Source organism: Lutibacter sp. B1 (genome assembly GCF_012524075.1).
Lineage (GTDB): Bacteria > Bacteroidota > Bacteroidia > Flavobacteriales > Flavobacteriaceae > Lutibacter.
Genome location: NZ_JAAZUI010000020.1, coordinates 35,514 through 57,253 on the forward strand (window position 1 = coordinate 35,514; position 21,740 = coordinate 57,253).

Here is a 21,740-nt window from a genome sequence, read left to right on the forward strand (position 1 = left end):
TATGAATATATATAACAGTTTATTAAGTTGTTTTTTTATAATTTTATATAATTAATTAGTTAGTTATGAGTAATAAACCGGCAAATAATATCCAAGATTTACAGTATTTTGGAGAATTTGGAGGTGTAAATCCTTCAATATCAGATTCAGCTACCTATACATTTTTACATGCCAAAACAATGCTTGATACTTTTGAAGGTCATGCAGAAGGCTGTTATTTGTATTCGCGACATTCAAGTCCAAGTAATTTATATTTGAGTGAAGCTTTGGCAGCTATGGAATTTACTGAAACTGCAAATGTAGCAGCATCAGGTATGGGAGCAATAACATCAGTTATATTACAAGTATGTGGAGTTGGAGATCATATTGTTTCAAGTAGAACAATTTATGGAGGTTCTTATGCTTTTTTGAAAAATTTTGTTCCAAAATTTAATATTTCAACATCATTTGTAGATATTACATCGCTTGAAAAAATAGAAGCGGCAATTACTTCTAATACAAAAATGATATACTGCGAGGCTATTAGCAATCCTTTATTGGAAATTGCTAATATTCCGGAATTATCTAAAATTGCTAAAAAACACAATATAATTTTAGTAGTAGACAACACATTTTCACCATTAATATTTTCACCTCAAAAATTAGGAGCCGATATTACAATTCACAGTTTAACCAAATTTATAAATGGAACAAATGATACTGTTGGAGGTGTAGTTTGTGGTACACAAGAATTTATTGATAGTTTACGAAATGTAAATAATGGAGCGGCTATGTTATTAGGTCCGGTAATGGATAGTTTAAGAGCAGCAAGTATCTTAAAAAATCTGAGAACACTTCATATTAGAATGAAAAAGCATAGTGAAAATACAATGTATTTAGCAGAACGCTTTGAACAAGATGGATTAAAGGTTGTTTATCCTGGTTTAAAAAGTCATAAAGATCATAATCTTTTTAAAACAATGTACAATGAAGAATATGGTTTTGGAGGCATGATGACAATTAATGTTAGAAATTTAGCTAAAGCTAATGAGCTGATGGAGTTAATGCAGCATGATAATTTAGGTTATTTGGCTGTAAGTTTAGGTTTTTATAAAACCTTATTTAGTGCACCGGGTACAAGTACCTCTTCTGAAATTCCTGAAGAAGAACAAATTGAAATGGGTCTTTCAGACGGAATTGTTCGCTTTTCGATAGGTTTAGATAATGATATTGAACGAACTTATAGAGCAATGCGAAAGTGTATGAAACAAGTTGGAATAATTTAATTTTATGTTCGATTGATAACGAAAAGCCCCACTCAATATTGAGTGGGGCTTTTCATTTGCATAAGCCTTCAATTTTACGTATCATTACAGCTTTAAAAAAAAGTAATAAAATGCAAGAAAACAACAATTTAACCGAAGTAGAAATTGATGATGAGATTATAATTGAAAATAAAGAGTTAAGCCTATGGGAATCTTTAATTCCGGTAATTATTTTGATGGCTATGCTTTCGTATAATATATTTTTTGCCGGGGGTGAATTGTTAGGTGAATACTCTAATCAGTACATTTTGTTAATGGGAGGTTTGGTTTCGGCTATAGTTGGTTTTTTTAATAAAGTAACTCTAAAAACAATGTTTGTTGAAGTTGTAGAAAACTTAAAAAGTGTTTTGGTTCCTATAATGATATTGTTTTTAGTAGGTGCGCTAGCAGGTACTTGGTTAGTTAGCGGTGTTATACCTGCAATGGTTTATTACGGACTTAAAGTGTTAAGTGCATCTATATTTTTACCGGCTTCGGTCGTTATTGCAGCAATTATATCAGTAGCAACAGGTAGCTCTTGGACAACATCAGCTACAGTTGGTATCGCTTTGGTTGGTATAGGTACTGCTTTAGGTATACCAACCGGAATGATTGCAGGTGCTGTTATATCAGGTGCTTATTTTGGAGATAAAATGTCTCCTTTGAGTGATACAACAAATTTAGCGCCTGCAATGGCAGGAACCGATTTGTTTACACATATACGATATATGACTATTACAACAGTTCCAACAATACTGATAACAATAATTATTTTTAGTATTTTAAGCACAACTATTGATACAAGCGGAAATGCAGATGTTAGTGGTTTATTAACAACTATTGAAAAAACTTTTAATATAACACCCTATTTATTTGTAGTGCCATTGGTAGTAATTGCTTTAATTTTATTTAAAACAAAACCCCTAATTGCTTTGGGTATTGGTGTAATTTTAGCTGCGGTTTTCGCATTTATTTTTCAGCCGGAAATATTAAGCACTCTTTCTTCTTCAAATTTAAAATCTATTATCAATGCTATTTTTGTTGATACTGAAATTGCTACTGATAATGAAAAGTTGAATGAATTGTTTAGTGCTGGAGGAATGAAAGGAATGCTTTGGACTATATTTTTAATTATTTGTGCAATGGTTTTTGGAGGAATAATGGATGGTATTGGAGCATTGGCGAGGATAACCAGTGCATTATTAAAAATAGCTACATCTGTTTTTGGTTTATTTTTTAGTACAGTTATGAGTTGTATAGGACTAAATGCTATAGCTTCAGATCAATATTTAGCCATTGTAATTCCGGGGAAAATGTTTAAAAAGGCTTTTGAAGATAGAGAATTAGCTCCCGAAAATTTGAGTAGAACTTTAGAAGATTCAGGCACCGTTACTTCTGTATTAGTACCATGGAATACTTGTGGAGCTTATCAATCAGGCGTTTTAGGAGTTGGAGTAGGAGAATATTTTATCTATGCAATATTCAATTGGTTAAGTCCAATAATGACTTTAATTTTTGCAGGATTTGGCATTAAAATTAAAAAATTGATTTCAGAAAAAGAACCTGTTATTTCAGCAGAATAATATGATAAAATATATAGTAAGTTTATTAACTGTGTTTTAACTGTTTTAATTAATTGAACTCACTTTAAATAAAGAAATTCCAAACCAAACCAAAACGTACAGTTAAATCTCTGTAAGGATAACTAGGTGCAGAATAATAGTTCCTACCTGTAAAACTTGCACTAAAGTTTTCAACTTTTAAAAATAAACGAGTTCTACGTACCTGAGCATTTACAAAAAAGTCAAGTATTGGATAATTGCCAATTTTGGTATCGTTTTGTATAACAAATTCACTTATTAAAGGGTTATAAGCATTTGATCTGTATTCTGTAAAATATTTTAATGTTACACCGGTTTGTAAATACATAGGTTTTCCTTTAAATACATGGTTAGAATAGTATAAAGTATTTTGGGTAACTAATTCCGGAACCCTAAAAAACGATTCTCCTTTCACTACGTTTTGATACATTATGGTATTATCTAATGTAAATCGGCCATAAGTGAAGGATTTACTCGCTTTAATTTTGATGTAATTAAGTGTTTCTGATGCTTGCGTAGGTCTAGACTCATCATTAAAATAAGTATAGTCTTTTATTAAGTTGTAAGATGCTTTTATTTTTCCCCATTTATTAGAGTCAAATTCAAAACCTATTGAAGTAATTTTTTCATTGTTAAAATGCGTGTACCAATTATAATTTTTATAACTACTTTGATATAAACGTTTATTAAATTCAGGTGATTTTGATGTGAATTCAGCTAAACCTTTAAAACTAAAAATACTATCTTTTTTAAACCCGGCTGCAGCTTTTATGGAGCTTCCGGTTAAATCTCCCGATATGATTGATGAGGCATCGGCTTCTAAAAAAATATTATCATAAATAGTTTTCCATTCAGCACCAAAAGCTAAAGCATTTCCATCTAGTTTGTTTGGAATGGTTTCAGTCTCATAAAATAATATGCTGTTATAGTGATAATTATAATTATAGTAATTTATTTTTGCTTTAAGCATTCCTGTATAGGCAGAATTTAATTGTGCATATACTTCGTTGTTAGTTTGCTGGAACGAAGTATTGTCAGAAATTCTACTTTCAACAACATCTCCAAAAATACTGGTAGCACTAGTTTGTTTGTATCTGTAATATTTAGATTCATACATAAATGAATGACCCACTTTTATATCAAACTCTTTGTTTTTGGTGTATTTTATAAATTGGCTTGAATCAATATTTATACTTGAAGCAAGTTGAGAAATAGAATCAATTTTTTCTAGTTTTTTAACGGCCAGTGAATCTATTTTTAAAGCTAAAGTGTCTTTTTTTAAAGTATTAACCAGTTTAATAAGGGCATCGTATTTTTTAAAATTCTTTTCAATAACGGTATTGTGTTCTTCAATTTTTGTTTTGTTTGAAAATATCATAAAATTATGATCTAAAAAATAGCGTTTTCCTTCATACATATTATCGGCATTGGTAAAGTTAACCTCTAAACGCCCTCTGTCTCTAAAATTTGAGTCATTATTTTCAAATAATAGAATTGAATAATCGGTTAAACCACCATTTTCTTCATTAAAAAAGTCGAAAGAAGAAAAATGACCTCTTAAATAATATCTTTTATTTTTAGTATGATAGTTGAAAGTAGTTCTAAAATTTCCATGACTTGCTAAAGCATGTCGATATTTTCCTAAAGATCGTAAACCTTTATAGGCAAAAGAAAAATTGAATTGCCTGGAGGTATTCATTGTAATAAAAGCATCTAAAACCTGCCCTTGTTCCAGCCCGGTTCTGTACATAAGTTCCGAAGTTGGTGTGGGCACATAGTAATAATAAATATCTTCAACTTTTTTATAATTGTATTGTTTTGCTGTAAAACCCATATCGGGTATAACAGAATTGTTTTCAAAAGAATATCCTAATTTATTAAATGTTTGTCCTTGATTATGAAAAGGAAGCAATTCAAAATTGTCTTTTCTAATATAGTTATGTATAAAATCTTTTTTTAAGGTAAGAGTTGTATCAACAAAAGTAGTATCGTTTTTTAAAGAAATTATTTTGTAATCTTTATAACTGGTTTTACCATCAAGTTTTACTTTTACTTCATCATTAAAAGAAGTACTATCACTTTTAAAAACACCATTGTTTCTGTCTGGTCTAATAATTTGAGCTCCCACACTTAAAAAACAAAACCCAAAAAATAATGCTAAAGATATTTTTCTCATAAACTACTTAAAGTGGCAAAGGTAAAATATTTGAACGAAATGTACCTTAATATATTTTATAGAGTTGTATAAGAATAATTTACAAATAGTATGCATAGCTTGTTTGGTAATTAATGCTAATTTTGTATTTCTTAAATAAACTATGGGATTAAAACATTATTTTTTGAATAATGCTGTTGAAGCAGGTACAGATGAAGCCGGCAGAGGATGTTTGGCAGGTCCGGTAGTTGCCGCAGCAGTTATTTTACCAAATGATTTTGAACATCCGCTTTTAAATGATTCGAAGCAATTAACCGAAAAGCAACGAGAACAATTGCGTCCTTTTATTGAAAAAAATGCCTTGGCGTACGGAGTTTCATTTATTTTTGAAGACAAGATTGATGAAATTAACATTTTACAAGCCTCTATCTTGGCAATGCATAAATCTATCGAAAAGCTTTCAATAATTCCTGAACATATTATTGTTGATGGAAATAAATTTAAAACTTATAAAAATATTCCTCATACAACCATTGTAAAAGGTGATGCTAAATTTATGAGCATTGCTGCGGCATCGGTTTTAGCAAAAACGTATAGAGATGAGTTTATGCAAAAAATTGATATTGAGTATCCTAATTATTTCTGGAAAAAAAATAAAGGATACCCAACACAACAGCACAGAGATGCTATTCAACAATTTGGAATAACCAAATATCATAGAAAATCATTTAAATTATTGCCCGAGCAATTAAAATTAGACTTGTAAATTACAAAAAAATAGCTTTAAAATTTTACATTTGCGTTCCTTTAAAATTTAGAAAATGATTAAAAGAACACGAGCAACAATTTCAAAATTCATTATTCACAAAGTAGGCAATAAATTTAACAGTGCCACCAATATTTTTTCTGAAGATGTTATAACTTTTGATGAAGAAAGTTACGAGTTAATGAAACCTTTTTTATTGAAATCTTTTGGAAATATTGCCGAAAGTTATCGTTTCAATCATCATGCAAATATTGAATTGAATGAAATAAATAGTTATGCATCTCAAATTTTTAATGATGAAACTTCTTTTATTGAGGTGTCTAAACACATTGTAAATCATTTATTTGAACAATCTAATTCTGCTCAAATTAAAACTGGCGATGTAATTATTGCACTTTTTGAAGATATTGAGTTTAAAGATATTGTTACTCAGGCTGTTGGAATTTTTAAAATTGAAAATAAGGTTGATTTTTTTCAAACTTATATGGAAAATGAGAGTTTAGATGTGTTTGTGCAAAAAGGAATTAGTACTAAAAAATTGGATAAGGGTTGTTTAATAATTAATTATTCTGATGCTGAAGGAAGAGTTATTTTAAGTGTAGATAATAATAATTACGATGCACAATATTGGATTAAGAATTTTTTAAATGTAAAGTATGCTGATGATAACAATCAACATACCCAAAATTATTTGGAAATGTGTAAAGATTTTTCTGAAGAAGTAATTAAAGAAGATTTTGGAATACAAGAAAAAAGTAAGTTTTTGGCAAAAACAGTCGATTTTTTTAAAGAAAACGAAACTGTAAATATTCAAGATTTTAAAGAAGAAATTTTTGAAGAAGACAACCAAAAAATACTGTTTGACGATTATAAAAAGCAGTTTGAAACACTAAATGATGTTTTGGTTAGAAATCAGTTTGCTGTTTCTGATATCGTTCTAAAAAAACAAAAGCAAAAAATTAAAACAGAGATTAAATTAGATACAAATATTCAAATTAAACTGGATATTGATGCACCCGATGCAGCAAGCGAATATTTAGAAAAAGGTTTTGATGACGATAAAAAAATGAAATACTATAAAGTGTATTATAATGAAGAAAACTAGATTACTGAAACCTTTTATCAGATTTAATTTTAGTTAAGTTAATCGTTTTACCGGTTAACCAGCCAATTTTATCGGTTTCAAAATTATCAAATTGAGGCACAAATGGTTTGATATCTAAAAGAGGTGTTTTATCAAGCATATCAACACCTTCAACTTCAATCATATTTTCTTTAATAGTTAAAATTTTTACAACCGAAATTCCAATTGGATTTGGTCTTTTTGGAGCTCTTGTAGCAAAAACACCATGTTGTTCACTATCTAAAAAAGGAGTTACAAGTAAACTGTAATTAATGGATTTATGTAAGTGATAAATTAAATAGATATGAGAAAATCCGTTTAAATCTTTCAGTCCTTTTGTAAACTTCTTTTTTAATTTTATAGTTCCTTTAATACCCGCAGCTCCTTTAGATTGTATAGGCATTTCTTCTTTCAATTTGAAAGGTGTGTAAATGGTTCCTATTGATTTAAATTTGATGGACATGTTAAAAGACAACAATTATATTATAAATTCCACTTCAAATAATTCTTGAAAGTGCTTTAAAATTTTTTCTTTAACTTCTTCCAAAGGAATTTTTTTATTTAATTCAGCTTCCATAGAAGTTACAGCTTTTCCTCTTATTCCACAAGGAATAATATTATCGAAATAACCCAAATTAGCATTCACATTTAGCGCAAAACCATGCATGGTAACCCAACGGCTGGTTCTAACTCCCATAGCACAAATTTTTCGTGCAAATGGTGTTCCAACATCTAACCAAACACCTGTTTCTCCTTTACTTCTTTCAGATGTAATATTGTATTCGGCTAAAGTTTTTATAATAACTTCTTCTAAAAAGCGTAAATATTTATGAATATCAGTAAAAAAACTCTCCAAATCAATAATAGGATACCCAACAAGTTGACCCGGACCATGGTAAGTAATATCACCGCCGCGATTAATTTTATAAAATGAAGCGCCTTTTTGGGCAAGCTGTTCTTCATTCAATAATAAATTGCTCATATCGCCACTTTTACCTAAAGTATAAACATGAGGATGCTCAACAAATAAAAAATAATTTGGTGTTTTGGTAGCAGAATTCTTTTTTCTATTATTAATTTTTATATCAATAATACTTTGAAAAAGTTCTTCTTGATAATCCCAGGATTCTTTGTAATCTTTTAAGCCTAAATCTTTTATTTGAACCTTTTGCATTAGTTTTTTGGGTTGTTATTTATAATTAAAGCTGCAATAACACCTGGTATCCAGCCCAAGCATGTTAAAATAAATACAATGATAAATGAGCCACATCCTTTATCAATTACAGCTAAAGGTGGAAAAATAATACATAATAAAACTCTAAAGCAACCCATTTGGTATTTTTTTCAAAGGTCTTAAAAATAATTTTATGATACAACGTTAATACTATGAGTAAAATTATAATTAAAATGTATTTTTGTTAAAACTCTATTGAATGTCTGTTAAAGTAAAAAATATAACCAAACTCTACGGTAATCAAAAAGCATTGGAGAATGTTAGCTTTTCAATTGAAAAGGGAGAAATTGTAGGCTTTTTAGGTCCAAACGGAGCCGGAAAATCAACAATGATGAAAATTATAACAGGTTATATTGATACTTTTGAAGGTGAAGTTAAAATAAACGATTTAGATATTAGCAAACAAAAAATAAATGTTCAAAAAGAAATAGGTTATTTGCCGGAGCATAATCCTTTGTATTTGGATATGTTTGTTAAAGAATATTTACAGTTTTGTGCTTCGATTTATAAAATGCCAAAAAATGAAGTTGAACATATAATTGAAAAAGTTGGGTTAACACCAGAAGCACATAAAAAAATAAACCAGCTTTCTAAAGGTTACAGGCAAAGAGTTGGTATAGCTGCGGCAATTTTACACAATCCGGAAGTATTGATTTTAGATGAACCAACTACAGGTTTAGACCCAAATCAGTTGGTAGAAATTAGAAATTTAATTAAAGAATTGGGTAAAGATAAAACCGTATTATTCTCAACGCACATTATGCAAGAAGTTGAAGCAGTTTGTAATAGAGTTATTTTGATAAATAAAGGATGTATTGTTGCTGATTTAAGGTTGAAAGAATTAAAAGAAGGTCAGGAGCAATTAATTGAAGTTGAATTTGATTTTAGGGTTGAAAAACGATTTATTGAAGAAATACCAAACTTACTTGAAGCCGAAAACACCTTTGATACAACTTGGGAACTAACCTTTGATACAACTAAAGACATGAGATCTGTAGTTTTTGATTTTGCCCACGATAACGGCTTGAAAATTCTAAAACTCAATACAAAAAATAAGAACTTGGAAACGTTATTTAAAGAACTTACTCTTTAAAAATCAACTTTCCGTATTTATTATTTTCAATAACATCAACAACCGGAGGTCTGTTATATGAAATTACATCGCCGGTAGAATGAATTTCTCCGGTTAAACTTTCAACAGGATACACCACCATATCGTTAGAACTTATTTGATTTACTACTACATTTTTTGCAATAAGTTCTTTGCCTTCAAAGCGAGGGTCGCCGTCTGAAAAGGAAATATCTAAATTGTTTGTTTTTCCTTTTATATAGAAATTACCCACAGCATTGCCCCAAACTCGTAATTTTTCGTTATCAACGGTAATATTAAAATCGCCTACAGCCAAAAACTTGTCTTTATCACCAACAGACATCAGATATAAATTAGGGTAAGTCAAAATGCCATTAGATGTAACACTATATTCAGAAGCATTTCTAATTCTGGTAATGTTTGGAGATGTTATATAAACTTTGGTAACATTATAATCTCTAACAAAGTTACACGAATTATTATCTCTTATTATGATTTCTTTATTCTCTACTTTAACTGTAACATCATTCAATAAATTTTCACCTGTTTCAACAATTACTTTTTGAACATCACCTTGTGTAATAAATAATTCAACTTTTTTATGGAAAACAATTTTGTCAAATTCTGGAACATCAAATTCTTGTTGTACAATTGGTCCGGCTGTTTGAAAACAGTCGTTAGCATTTTCATCATCACAACTAATAGCTAAACCTATAAAACATATGAATAAAAATAATTTTTTCATTACTAATTTTTTAAAATTTATAACCTATTCCCAGTTCTAAAGCTTCGGCTCTAAACAAATTCACTTTCATGGTTACTTCGCTAAACCAATGGTTGCTTAGCTTATATTTAAATCCAAAACGTTCATAAACACTACTTACATAAAAATGAGGTTCATAAACCATAACGCCAATTTGGGTTACAAAAATAAAGTTATGTTGTGGTAATTCATGTCCTACAAAAACACCAACTCTTCTATAAGCACTTTCATTATAGTTTGAACCATTATTTTCATTTTGCTGTTTGATGTATTCTTTTAAAAATTTAGCATCAAAAAAATCAATACCGGCCGTTAAAGTTGAATAGTTGTTTAAGGCTTTACTTCCATAAAAAGAAACAGTATAAAACGGATAAAGTCCACTGTCAATAATTTTAGATTCGTTATAACCACCTCTTAAAGTTAAGTTATAATGAATAGATGTATCTATATTTTCTTTATTTTCAATTTCTTGAGGAATTGAAATTTCAACAGGTTCAAGTTTGTAATTTATACCTAAGTTAAAAGTTATGGTGTTTAAGCCTAAATTAGGATTTTTAAAACTTATGTTTGAAAAATGAATTAAACTCATCCCGGTATTTAAGCTCAACCTTTCTCTTTCCAAAAGTTTGAAATACTGAAGTTTAAGATATGCTGAAACCAATAATTTAGAACCATGAGCAAAATTTTGGTCATTATGAATTTCATCGTAGGATTTTGTTGCATAGCCCAAGCCAAAAGCTGTAGTAAGTTTTAAATGATTTTTGCGTTTGGGCGTTAAATTATAGGTAAAATGTCTGTAACCTCCATACACTTCGCCTAAAATATCTGAATTTAAATTTTGATATAAGAAAGAATAACCTCTTTCCGGATAATTATATAAAAGATTGAATTTATTGTTTTTAGAGTTTACTTTATTCCAACTTAATAAAAATCCATAAGCATTGCCTTGTATGGCTTTGTCTAAAGATTTGTCATGTTCAATAGGAATTCCAATAAAAAGATCTGTTTGGAAATTTGAATATCTTAATGTAGTATTTTGAGAAAACGTTTTGAACGTTAAAAACAGCACCGGAAAAATTACATAATATTTTTTCATTTAAAACAGATTAAATTCTTATTCCTACACCAAATTCAACAGTTTCAGCATTAGCGGCATGTGCTTTCAACCTAACAGAAGCAAACCATTTATCATTTAAATAACGTTTTAAACCTAAGGTTTCGTAAACTCTGCCTTCATAGTCAAAAGGATATTTCACGTAATAACCAATTTGAGTTTCAACAGATATTTTATTGATAAACAACTCATGTCCTATAAAAAGTCCAACTCTCGAAAAATCATCAGTTTCTCTTAAATCGGTTCTATAAATGGTTTTGTTTATTTCGTAATAATCCTTTAACATAGGAGAAATGTACAAATCTGCTCCAAATTGAATAGCAGATTTTCGGTTTAAACGTTTGTCTGCATAGACTGATGCTACAAAAAATGGTTTTTGGCCACTTCCTATAATTTCAGATTCATTTATTCCACCTCTAACGGCAAAATTATATTTTATAGGTTCAGTAAATTTTTTGCTGTCGGGTGACGGAATTAGTTCTCGCTCATTTATTTTTTCGTCTAAATTATAATTTAGTCCTAATGTTAATGCCCAAACATTTACTCCTGAATTAGGCGATTTTACATTTGAATTTGAAGCATGAATAAAAGTTAGTCCTGCATTTACACCAATATTTTTAAATATATTTTCTCGTTGATAGTATAATTTAAAATATGTGCTAGAGTTTAAACGGGTTCCTAAAGCAGTATTTTTATTGTTTGTTACTTTATCGTACGGATTTGTACTATACGCCAAACCAATACCGGTTCTAAGTATTAGATGATTTTTGGATCTTCGGTTTAATAAATAAAAGTTGTAGTGACCATATATTGAATATAATTTACCTAAAACTTCAGAATGATAGTCTTGATAGCCAAATGAATAACCAAAATCCGGATAATTATAATGCTCATGCCAACTTTCTTCTCCAAAATTTCTTTTGTTGTAACTGATAAAAAAACCTTGAGGATGTCCAAGTAAAAAAGCATTGGCATCCGGATTTTGGGCATATATGTTGCCATAAAAATAATCGGCTTGAATATATGATGAATTTGACTGGCTATAGCAAATGGAAAAACTGAAAATTAATAGAGTAAAGATTACCTTTCTCATGCACAATTTATAACTTAGTTAAGTTTAAAGTTTATTTGTTCTTTTTTTAATATTTCTAATAACTCATTTGAAATGTTAACTTTATAGCTTCTGCTAGGTAAGTTTAATTTTAATTTTTCTTGTGTGTCATACACCAAAAAATTCACTATTTTTTTTCCTTTATATTTGTTTAAAATAGTGTTTAACTTACTGATATTTTTCTCGTTAACTTCATTTATGTTTAAGTTTAGAGTAATTTTTTTTGAAAAGTCCTCTAAAACGTCTTGCAATAATTGAATGTTTACAAATGATAATCGAACATCATTATTCCATCCTTTTTTACCATAAATTTTAATATATAAAAATGAATTTGGAATTAAAAAATGTTTGAATTTTAAATATTCTTCGCCAAAAATATTAAATATATATGAACTAGAATAATCCTCAAGCGTAAATATGGCCCAACCTTTGCCATTTTTAGTAATTCTATGTTCTACATTTGTAACAATACCACCAACAGCAATATCACGATTTAATATATTTTCAAGGTTTTGAAGAATGGTTAAAGGAGTGTTACAAAAATATTCTATTTCAGTCTTAAAATCATCTAACGGATGCCCTGATATGTATATGCCAACCACCTCTTTTTCTTTAGAAAGTTCTTCCATTATGGTCCATTTTTTAGCTGAAGGAATTTCAGGTTCCGGGAATTGAACTTCAGAAGCTTCTCCAAATAATGATACTTGAGCAGAATTTTTATTTTCTTGAAATTTATTGCCGTATCTAATTGCTCTTTCAATAAAAGTTACACCTTTTTCATCTAGTTGGTAGTATTGAGCACGATGCACATTTGTAAATGAATCTAAACCACCGGCCATTACTAAACCATCAAACGCTTTTTTATTGGCTGCACGTAAATCTACTCGTTTTGTAATATCAAAAATGGATGTATAATTACCGTTATTTTTACGTTCTTCAACAATGGCTTCAACAGCTGCAGCACCCACACCTTTAATAGCTCCCATTCCAAATCGAATTGCTCCTTCTTTATTTACTGCGAATTTGTAAAAAGATTCATTAATGTCAGGACCTAAAACAGGTATTCCTGCTCTTTTGCACTCTTCCATAAAAAAGGTTACCTGCTTAATGTCGTTCATGTTGTTTGACAAAACGGCGGCCATAAATTCGGCAGGATAATGAGCTTTTAAATAAGCAGTTTGATATGCAATATAAGCATAACAGGTTGAGTGTGATTTGTTAAAGGCATAAGCAGCAAATGCTTCCCAGTCTTTCCAAATTTTTTCAAGGATTTCTTCAGGATGATTATTGGCTTTACCACCTTCAATAAATTTAGGTTTTAGTTTTTCAAGTAAGGCAAAAATCTTTTTCCCCATGGCTTTACGCAGCATATCGGCTTCACCTTTGGTAAAACCGGCAAGCTTTTGAGAAAGTAGCATTACCTGTTCCTGATATACAGTAATACCGTAGGTTTCCTTCAAATACTCTTCCATTTCAGGCAAGTCGTATTCAATAGCTTCTTCACCATGTTTACGCATAATAAACAAAGGAATGTATTCCATTGGACCGGGGCGATAAAGTGCATTCATGGCAATTAAATCGGCAAACTCTGTTGGTTTTAATGCTTTCATGTGCTTCTGCATTCCGGGAGATTCATATTGAAATATACCTATGGTTTCACCTTTTTGGAATAGCTCATACGTTTTAGGATCATCTAGAGGAAAATCATCCGGAATTAATTCTATATCATGAATTGCTTTAACAATTTTAACGGTGTCTTTTATTAGAGTTAGGGTTTTTAATCCTAAAAAATCCATTTTTAAAAGTCCGGCACTTTCCACAACATTATTGTCAAACTGCGTTACATACATGTCTGTATCTTTTGCAGTTGCAACAGGAATTAAATTGGTGATGTTTTCAGGAGTTATAATTACGCCACAAGCGTGTGTTCCTGTATTTCTAACAGAGCCTTCTAAAGCACGAGCCTGATTAATGGTTTGTGCTTCCAAATCGTCACCATCAGCAAGTCTTTTCAGTTCATTAACATTCTCTAATTCTTCAGAACGTAAGCCTTTAACTTTACTTTTACTTTTTTCATCTTCACCAAAAATATTTTGAAGCTTTATTCCGGGAATCAGTTTGGCAATTCTATCGGCATCAGATAAAGGTAAATCTAAAACTCTCGCAGTATCTCTGATAGATGATTTAGCAGCCATAGTACCATAAGTAATAATTTGCGCTACCTGACTTGCACCATATTTTTCTATTACAAAATCGATAACTTTTTGTCTGCCTTCATCATCAAAATCAATATCAATATCGGGTAATGATACACGATCGGGATTTAAGAAACGCTCAAAAAGTAAATCGTATTTAATTGGGTCAATATTGGTAATCCATAAACAATAAGCAACTGCTGAACCTGCAGCAGAACCACGCCCGGGGCCAACAGAAACTCCCATTTTTCGTGCTTCTAAAATAAAATCCCAAACAATTAAAAAATAACCCGGATAACCTGTTTTTTCAATAATTGACAATTCGAACTCTAACCTTTCGGTAGTTTCTTTATCTAAATTTTCTCCATAACGTTTTTTGGCACCTTCAAAAGTTAAATGGCGCAAATAGGCGTTTTCACCTCTAACGCCGCCATCTTTTTCATCTTCAGGATGCATAAATTCTTGAGGAATATCGAATTTTGGAAGTAAAACATCTCTTGCTAGGGTATAAGTTTCAATTTTATCTACAATTTCTTGAATAGTTGTAATAGCCTCAGGTAAATCGGCAAATAAATCCTTCATTTCTTCCTGAGATTTAAAATAGTATTGGTTATTTGGTAACCCATATCTAAATCCTCTTCCTTTACCTTTTGGAGTGGCAATTTTTTCACCATCTTTTACACATAATAAAATATCGTGTGCTTCAGCCTCATCTTCTGTAGTATAAAATGTATTGTTGCTGGCAACTAATTTTACATTATGCTTTTTTGAAAATTCAACGAGTACGTTATTAACATGGTCTTCATTTTCTTGATTATGACGCATAACTTCCAAGTAAAAATCATCACCAAATTGTTCTTTCCACCATAATAAAGCTTCTTCAGCTTGTTTTTCTCCAACATTCAATATTTTACTTGGTACTTCTCCATATAAGTTACCGGAAAGTACTATTAAATCTTCTTTATATTGTTCAATAACACTTTTGTCTATTCTAGGTACATAGTAAAAACCGGCAGTATGAGAAATGGATGACATTTTGGCTAAATTATGATAGCCATTTTTGTTTTTTGCTAAAAAAACTACTTGATAACCATTGTCTTTTTGGCTCTTATTTGTATGATTTTCACATACGTTAAATTCACATCCTAAAATGGGTTTTATAGGAAGTTTAGGTTTCTCATTTTCTTTTAAATTTTTATTGTGATTTTCAACTGATTTGTTGTAAGTCAAAGCTTCTTTTACAAAGTAAAAAGCTCCCATCATATTGCCTGTATCGGTTAACGCCACTGCAGGCATTTTATGTTTTACAGCAGAATTAATGAGGTTATTTATACTGGAAGTTGATTGTAAAATAGAGAATTGAGAATGGCAATGTAAATGTGTAAATTGTGCTTTTTCAAGCTGATTTAATATTTTTTCTGAATGAATTGTAGCTTCAGTTTGTGGCTCAGTACTTGTTTTTAATTTATCACTTTCTTTTTTAAGGTTTAAGTGCTTTAAACCAACTAGTTGAATTGGAAAAGGGTTTTTTTTGTTAAAATTTTGAAAATAATCAGCAGGTACATCTAACTCTTCTTTGGTGAAAATACCTTTTCTAATTAATTCTAAAAAACAGCGTGTAGTAGCTTCAACATCGGCTGTTGCGTTGTGAGCTTCAGCAAACGGTACATTAAATAAAAATTCGTGTAATTCAGTTAAGGTTGGCAGTTTAAATTTACCATATCTTCCTCCGGGAATTTGGCATAAACTTGCTGTTGTTTCAGTACATGTATCTAAAACAGACATTTCATTTAATGCAGTATCAATATTTTCTCTATAAAACTCACAACCCATTATATTAAGGTCGAATGATACATTTTGTCCAACTACAAATTTTGATTTAGAAAGTGCTTCATTAAATAAATTTAAAACTGTTTCTAAATCTTTACCTTTTTCTTCAGCTAATTGAGTAGATATGCCATGAATTTGCTCTGCATCGTACGGAATATTATAGCCTTTGGGTTTTATTAAATAATCTTGTTGATCAATTAATTTACCATATGTATCGTGTAGTTGCCATGCTATTTGAACACATCTGGGCCAATTGTCAACATCGGTTATAGGAGCATTCCAATTTTTGGGTAAACCGGTAGTTTCTGTGTCAAATATTAAATACATGTGATAGATTTTTTCTTAAAAAATGAGATTTTAAAAGTATGAATTTAATAAGATTTCGAATTCTTAACCTTAGTTTTTTTATTAACAAAATCTTTTCTTAAGTTAATTGAATCGTCATAAATAAGAAAGTTAGGTAACATAAGTTACATTTGTAAGTATAAATAAAAAAGGTGTAAAAAAGCTAACAATAGTCATATTTTATTGTTTTCAGATACTTTAATTTTGTCTCGTAATATTATGTAGTTTAATGGAAAAAATAGATTTAGAGAGTTATAGAGCTAATAACAAAGGGATGTTAACACATGCCGGTGTTGTGTCTAAAATTTCTAAAAATAACATAACAGTTTCTTTGCTTGGTGATATTCATTGTGAGGCTTGTAATGCAAAAGGGGCGTGTGGAGTGTCTGATTCTGATTCAAAAGAAATAGATATTGTAAGTTCAGAAGAATCATTTAAACTTAATGAGTCTGTTGAAGTGGTTTTGAAAAAAGAATTAGGTTTAAAAGCAGTTTTTTGGGCTTATGTATTTCCTTTTATTTTATTGCTGTTAACACTTATCATCGCTTCACTGTTTTTTAAAGAATGGATTGCGGGTTTATTATCGCTATTTGTACTAGTACCATATTATCTAATGCTTTATGTTTTAAAAGATTCATTTAAAAAAGCATTTAAAATTTCAATATTAAAATATACTTAAGAATGACAGATTCAGTTTTATATAGTGTTTTATTGTTGGCATCTTTAGGGGTTATTGCTTCAGTAGTTTTATACATAGTTTCCAAAAAGTTTTATGTATATGAAAATCCCTTAATTGCTGAAGTAGAAGAAATTTTGCCGGCGGCTAATTGTGGAGGTTGTGGCTCACCGGGTTGTAAATCTTTTGCTGATAAATTGGTTAATACTGAAGATATTTCAGATTTATTTTGTCCTGTTGGTGGTAATGATGTTATGAAATTGGTCGCTGAAAAGTTAGGAAAAACAGTAGCCGAAAAAGACCCAACTGTAGCCGTTGTTCGTTGTCAAGGAAGTTGTGAAGTAAGACCAAAAACCACCGAATATCAAGGACCGAGAACTTGTGCAATTTCTGCAATGATTTATAGCGGAGAAACAGATTGCCAATATGGGTGTTTAGGTGATGGAGATTGCGTGGCTGTATGTCAGTTTGATGCCATGTATATGGATGAAGAAACTGGTTTACCTGTTGTTATTACTGATAAGTGTACATCTTGCGGAGCATGTGTTGATGCTTGCCCTAGAGATATTATTGAAATGCGGCCTAAAAACAAAAGGGATTTAAAAATTTATGTAGGTTGTTTAAATGAAGATAAAGGAGGTATTGCTAAAAAAGCGTGTTCTGTAGCTTGTATTGGATGTTCAAAATGTGAAGATGTTTGTCCAAAAGATGCTATTACAATGTTTAATAATTTGGCTTATATAGATCCGGTACTTTGTACATTATGTAGAAAATGTGTTCCTGTTTGTCCTACAAACTCTATTATTGAGACTAATTTTCCTCCTAGAAAAGAAAAACCAGTTGTGAAAAAAGTAGAGTCTAAAGTTGCAGTAAACGTAGAATCAGTTAAACCAAAAACCGATGCTTAAAACATTTCCAAAAGGAGGAATTCATCCTCCAGAAAATAAACTAACATCCTCAAAAAATATCAAAAGAATGCCGGTGCCAAAAGTTGTGTATGTACCAATTTCACAACACATTGGTATTCCTTCTGAAATTGTAGTAAATGTTAAAGATAAAGTTGAAATAGGTCAGGTAATTGCAAAATCTGGTGGCTTTGTTTCTTCAAATATACATTCTCCGGTAGCAGGTACTGTTACAAAATTGGATAAAATTATTGATACCAGCGGTTATAAAAAACAGTGTATTGTTATTAGAACCGATGTTAAAAACGAATCTAATTTTGAAGAAATAGAGTATCCTCTAAAAAAAGAAATTGAACTTCAACCAAAAGAAATTCTACAAAGAATTAATGATTTTGGAATTGTTGGTTTAGGCGGAGCAACTTTTCCTTCACATGTAAAATTAAATGTGAAAGAAGGTGTAAAATTAGACTGTCTTGTTATTAATGGTGTAGAATGTGAGCCATACCTAACTGCCGATCATAGATTAATGCTAGAAAAGGGCGAAGAAATTTTGGTGGGTATTAAAATTTTAATGCATGCTTTACATATTGATAAAGCCATTATTGGAATTGAAAATAATAAAAAGGATGCCATTGAAATTTTCAAAAATCTTACTTCAACAGAAAAAGGTATTCAAGTAGCAGCTTTACAAGTAAAATACCCGCAAGGTGGTGAAAAACAATTGGTTAGAGCTTTGTTGAAAAGAGAAGTTCCTAAAAACGGTTTACCGCTTGATGTTGGTGTTATTGTGCATAATGTAGGAACTATTTTTGCCATCTATCAGGCTATTCAACATAATAAACCATTAATAGAACGCGTGGTTACAGTTACCGGAAAAAAAGTAGAAAATGCTTCTAATTTTTGGGTAAAAATTGGAACGCCAATAAGTGATTTAATTACTGAAGTTGGTGGTTTGCCGGAAGGAACTCGTAAAATTGTGAATGGAGGCCCAATGATGGGAAAAGCCATTAAAAATACCGATGTGCCTGTAACAAAAGGGACATCAGGAATTTTAGTTATTTCAGAAGATGAAGCAAGTAGAGGCGAGCCAAAAAATTGTATTCGTTGTGGTGAATGTGTTTCTGTTTGTCCAATGGGATTAGAGCCACATTTATTGATGAATTTAACCGAAAAAGGATTTTACGAAAAAGCTTCTAATGAAGATATTATGACATGTATTGAGTGCGGTTCGTGCAGTTATGTTTGTCCATCTCACCGTCCGTTATTAGATTATATCAGATTTGGAAAAAATATTGTTAAAAAGTTAGAAACAGCTAAAAATTAAAAATGAGTAATCAGCCAATAATTGTATCAGCGTCACCTCACGTACATTCCGACAGGACTTCAAAAAAATTAATGTACGATGTTGTAATTGCTTTAATCCCTGCTTTTTTAGTTTCATTATATGTATTTGGGGTAGGAGCTTTAATAGTAACTTCAGTTGCAATCATATCCTGTTTATTATTCGAATATTTAATTCAGAGATATTTATTAAAAACAGCAGTAACAATAAATGATGGATCGGCATTAATAACAGGAATTTTATTAGCCTTTAACCTACCGTCTAATTTACCTATTTGGATGATTATAGTTGGTAGTTTAGTTGCTGTTGGTGTAGCAAAACTTTCTTTTGGAGGTTTAGGATTTAATATTTTTAATCCGGCGTTAGTTGGACGTGTGTTTTTACTGGTATCTTTTCCTGTACAAATGACCATGTGGCCAACGGCGGTAGAAAATAGTACAAAAATTGCCGATGCTGTTACAGGTGCAACCCCCTTAGGAATTATTAAAGAAGGTCTGATGTTTGGTGAAACTATGACAGATTTAAGCTCAAAAATTCCATCAAATATGGATATGCTGTTAGGTATTACAGGAGGATCTTTAGGAGAAATGTCGGCAATAGCTTTGCTGATTGGAGGTTTGTATTTAATTATCAGAAAAGTAATTTCATGGCATATTCCGGTAGCAATGTTGGGTACAATTGCGGTAATGACCGGAATTTTTTGGCTCGTAAATCCGGAGCACTATGCAAATCCTTTAATTCATATTCTTTCAGGAGGTGCAATTTTAGGAGCCTTTTTTATGGCAACTGATTTAGTTACAAGTCCGGTTACCAAAAAAGGAATGGTAATTTTTGCTATTGGTATTGGAGTAATAACGGTAGTAATTAGGTTATTTGGAGCATATCCGGAAGGTGTATCATTTGCAATTATAATAATGAACGCGTTTGTACCATTAATTAACAGTTATTTCAAACCTCGCCGATTTGGAGCTAAAATCAAATCTAAAATAGTGTAATTATGAGTAAAAAGAAAGATACATTTATGAATATGGTGGTATCATTATTTGTGATTACCATAATTTCAGGTTTTTCATTAGGGTATGTTAATGATTTAACTGTTGGGCCAAAAGCAAAAGCTAGATTACAGCAAAAAGTAAATGCTTTAAAACTGGTATTGCCAGAGTTTGATAACAATCCTGTTGAAGATGTAAAAAAAGTAAAATTGGATTTAGCAAAGGATAGTATTGAAATTTATCCTGCATTCGCTAATAACGAATTTGTTGGTAAAGCCATAATAGGTTCTTCTGAAAAAGGATTTAGTGGATTGGTAAAAATTATGGTTGGTTTTAAACCGGATGGAGCAATTCAAAATATAGTTGTACTAGAACAAAAAGAAACTCCGGGTTTGGGAACAAAAATGAAAGATGAAAAGTTTTTACAACAGTTTAGGGGTAAAAACCCTTCAACTTTCAATTTAAAGGTTATGAAAGATGGAGGAGAAGTTGATGCCTTAACAGGAGCAACCATAAGTTCTAGAGCTTTTACTGAAGCAACTCAAATGGCTTATGATGAGTTTGTAAAAAATACTGATTCAACTAATGAATCTAAAAATTAAGAATTATGGCCGATAAACTAAATCAAACACAAAATTTCTTAAAAGGAATTATAAAAGAAAATCCAATTTTTGTGATGTTATTGGGTATGTGTCCTACATTAGGAGTTACATCCTCAGCATTTAATGGGTTTGGAATGGGTGTAGCAACATTATTTGTATTGTTAATGTCTAATATTGTAGTGTCGTTAGTTAAATCTCAAATACCAAGTAAAGTACGTATTCCTGCTTTTATTATCATTATAGCATCATTTGTAACAATTGTTGAAATGGTTTTAGAAGCATTTGTTCCATTTTTATATGAACAACTAGGAATATTTATTCCGTTAATTGTAGTAAACTGTTTAATTTTAGGAAGAGCAGAAGCATTTGCATCAAAAAACAATTTATTTTCTTCAATTTTAGATGCTTTAGGAATGGGTTTAGGTTTTGTGTTAGCTTTAACTGTTTTAGGTGCAACACGAGAAATATTAGGCAGTGGAAGTTTATTTGGGATGAAATTTGTTCCTGAAAATGCAAATACATTCATTTTATTCATATTACCTCCGGGAGCTTTTATCGCTTTAGCATACTTAACCGTTTTATTCAATAAAATAACAATTAAAACAACTTAAAA

19 protein-coding genes are annotated in these 21,740 nt (G+C 30.5%); 11 read left to right on the forward strand and 8 right to left on the reverse strand.

Annotated elements, in window-relative coordinates:
* Positions 1 to 65: 65 nt before the first annotated feature.
* Both HGB55_RS11760 and nhaC read left to right on the forward strand, forming a co-directional pair.
* On the forward strand, positions 66 to 1,265 hold the full coding sequence (locus HGB55_RS11760) for an aminotransferase class I/II-fold pyridoxal phosphate-dependent enzyme (protein ID WP_168817093.1): 1,200 nt from the start codon (positions 66 to 68) through the stop codon (positions 1,263 to 1,265).
* Between the two features lie 110 nt (positions 1,266 to 1,375).
* Positions 1,376 to 2,866 carry a Na+/H+ antiporter NhaC gene (gene nhaC, locus HGB55_RS11765; RefSeq protein ID WP_168817094.1) on the forward strand — a complete coding sequence of 497 codons (1,491 nt, stop codon included), beginning with the start codon at positions 1,376 to 1,378 and terminating at the stop codon, positions 2,864 to 2,866.
* A gap of 64 nt (positions 2,867 to 2,930) precedes the next feature.
* Here the strand turns inward: nhaC and HGB55_RS11770 are convergent, their stop codons facing one another.
* Positions 2,931 to 5,060 carry a putative porin gene (locus tag HGB55_RS11770; protein WP_168817095.1) on the reverse strand — a complete coding sequence of 710 codons (2,130 nt, stop codon included), beginning with the start codon at positions 5,058 to 5,060 and terminating at the stop codon, positions 2,931 to 2,933.
* Positions 5,061 to 5,202: 142 nt separating this feature from the next.
* Here HGB55_RS11770 and HGB55_RS11775 point away from each other — a divergent pair, with 142 nt between their 5' ends.
* Positions 5,203 to 5,805, forward strand: a complete 603-nt coding sequence (locus HGB55_RS11775; protein WP_168817096.1) for a ribonuclease HII — start codon at positions 5,203 to 5,205, stop codon at positions 5,803 to 5,805.
* 55 nt (positions 5,806 to 5,860) lie between these two features.
* Complete coding sequence (locus tag HGB55_RS11780; RefSeq protein ID WP_168817097.1) at positions 5,861 to 6,910, forward strand: nucleoid-associated protein; 1,050 nt, start codon at positions 5,861 to 5,863, stop codon at positions 6,908 to 6,910.
* A gap of 1 nt (position 6,911) precedes the next feature.
* Here the strand turns inward: HGB55_RS11780 and tsaA are convergent, their stop codons facing one another.
* The 3 genes from tsaA to HGB55_RS11795 are packed head-to-tail and all read right to left on the reverse strand — an operon-like array spanning position 6,912 to position 8,260.
* Positions 6,912 to 7,391, reverse strand: coding sequence for a tRNA (N6-threonylcarbamoyladenosine(37)-N6)-methyltransferase TrmO (gene tsaA / locus HGB55_RS11785; RefSeq protein WP_168817098.1), 480 nt, complete (start codon positions 7,389 to 7,391; stop codon positions 6,912 to 6,914).
* A 15-nt stretch (positions 7,392 to 7,406) separates the two neighbouring features.
* Positions 7,407 to 8,102 carry a lipoyl(octanoyl) transferase LipB gene (lipB, locus tag HGB55_RS11790; RefSeq protein WP_168817099.1) on the reverse strand — a complete coding sequence of 232 codons (696 nt, stop codon included), beginning with the start codon at positions 8,100 to 8,102 and terminating at the stop codon, positions 7,407 to 7,409.
* The gene (locus HGB55_RS11795; protein ID WP_168817100.1) at positions 8,102 to 8,260 is read right to left on the reverse strand and encodes a YqaE/Pmp3 family membrane protein; all 159 of its coding nucleotides are present in this window, start codon (positions 8,258 to 8,260) and stop codon (positions 8,102 to 8,104) included. The genes lipB and HGB55_RS11795 overlap by 1 nt, the downstream gene beginning before the upstream one ends.
* A gap of 101 nt (positions 8,261 to 8,361) precedes the next feature.
* On the opposite strand from HGB55_RS11795, the gene gldA reads away from it, so the two are divergent.
* The gene (gldA, locus tag HGB55_RS11800; RefSeq protein ID WP_168817101.1) at positions 8,362 to 9,255 is read left to right on the forward strand and encodes a gliding motility-associated ABC transporter ATP-binding subunit GldA; all 894 of its coding nucleotides are present in this window, start codon (positions 8,362 to 8,364) and stop codon (positions 9,253 to 9,255) included.
* On the opposite strand, the gene HGB55_RS11805 is transcribed toward gldA, so the two are convergent.
* The 4 genes from HGB55_RS11805 to dnaE are packed head-to-tail and all read right to left on the reverse strand — an operon-like array spanning position 9,245 to position 16,592.
* Entirely contained in the window at positions 9,245 to 9,997 is a 753-nt protein-coding gene (locus HGB55_RS11805) for a head GIN domain-containing protein (RefSeq protein ID WP_168817102.1), read from the reverse strand. The two genes, gldA and HGB55_RS11805, sit on opposite strands and share 11 nt — an antisense overlap.
* A gap of 10 nt (positions 9,998 to 10,007) precedes the next feature.
* Positions 10,008 to 11,111 carry an acyloxyacyl hydrolase gene (locus tag HGB55_RS11810; protein WP_168817103.1) on the reverse strand — a complete coding sequence of 368 codons (1,104 nt, stop codon included), beginning with the start codon at positions 11,109 to 11,111 and terminating at the stop codon, positions 10,008 to 10,010.
* A 10-nt stretch (positions 11,112 to 11,121) separates the two neighbouring features.
* Positions 11,122 to 12,222 (reverse strand): acyloxyacyl hydrolase, encoded by a 1,101-nt coding sequence (locus tag HGB55_RS11815; protein ID WP_168817104.1) that lies wholly within the window; start codon positions 12,220 to 12,222, stop codon positions 11,122 to 11,124.
* Between the two features lie 14 nt (positions 12,223 to 12,236).
* A complete protein-coding gene (dnaE, locus tag HGB55_RS11820) occupies positions 12,237 to 16,592 on the reverse strand; it encodes a DNA polymerase III subunit alpha (RefSeq protein WP_168817105.1) in 4,356 nt (1,451 codons plus the stop codon).
* Between the two features lie 247 nt (positions 16,593 to 16,839).
* Between dnaE and HGB55_RS11825 the strand changes: the two genes are divergently transcribed.
* Genes HGB55_RS11825 through HGB55_RS11850 form a run of 6 tightly spaced genes read left to right on the forward strand, consistent with a single transcriptional unit; the run spans position 16,840 to position 21,738 of the window.
* Positions 16,840 to 17,289 (forward strand): SoxR reducing system RseC family protein, encoded by a 450-nt coding sequence (locus HGB55_RS11825; protein ID WP_168817106.1) that lies wholly within the window; start codon positions 16,840 to 16,842, stop codon positions 17,287 to 17,289.
* Positions 17,290 to 17,291: 2 nt separating this feature from the next.
* The gene (locus HGB55_RS11830) at positions 17,292 to 18,194 is read left to right on the forward strand and encodes a Fe-S cluster domain-containing protein (protein WP_168817107.1); all 903 of its coding nucleotides are present in this window, start codon (positions 17,292 to 17,294) and stop codon (positions 18,192 to 18,194) included.
* Positions 18,187 to 19,515, forward strand: a complete 1,329-nt coding sequence (gene rsxC, locus HGB55_RS11835; protein WP_168817108.1) for an electron transport complex subunit RsxC — start codon at positions 18,187 to 18,189, stop codon at positions 19,513 to 19,515. Before HGB55_RS11830 ends, rsxC begins: the two co-directional genes overlap by 8 nt.
* A gap of 2 nt (positions 19,516 to 19,517) precedes the next feature.
* Complete coding sequence (locus tag HGB55_RS11840; protein ID WP_168817109.1) at positions 19,518 to 20,528, forward strand: RnfABCDGE type electron transport complex subunit D; 1,011 nt, start codon at positions 19,518 to 19,520, stop codon at positions 20,526 to 20,528.
* Between the two features lie 2 nt (positions 20,529 to 20,530).
* Complete coding sequence (locus HGB55_RS11845; protein WP_168817110.1) at positions 20,531 to 21,127, forward strand: RnfABCDGE type electron transport complex subunit G; 597 nt, start codon at positions 20,531 to 20,533, stop codon at positions 21,125 to 21,127.
* A gap of 5 nt (positions 21,128 to 21,132) precedes the next feature.
* Positions 21,133 to 21,738, forward strand: coding sequence for an RnfABCDGE type electron transport complex subunit E (locus tag HGB55_RS11850; RefSeq protein ID WP_168817111.1), 606 nt, complete (start codon positions 21,133 to 21,135; stop codon positions 21,736 to 21,738).
* Positions 21,739 to 21,740 lie beyond the last annotated feature (2 nt).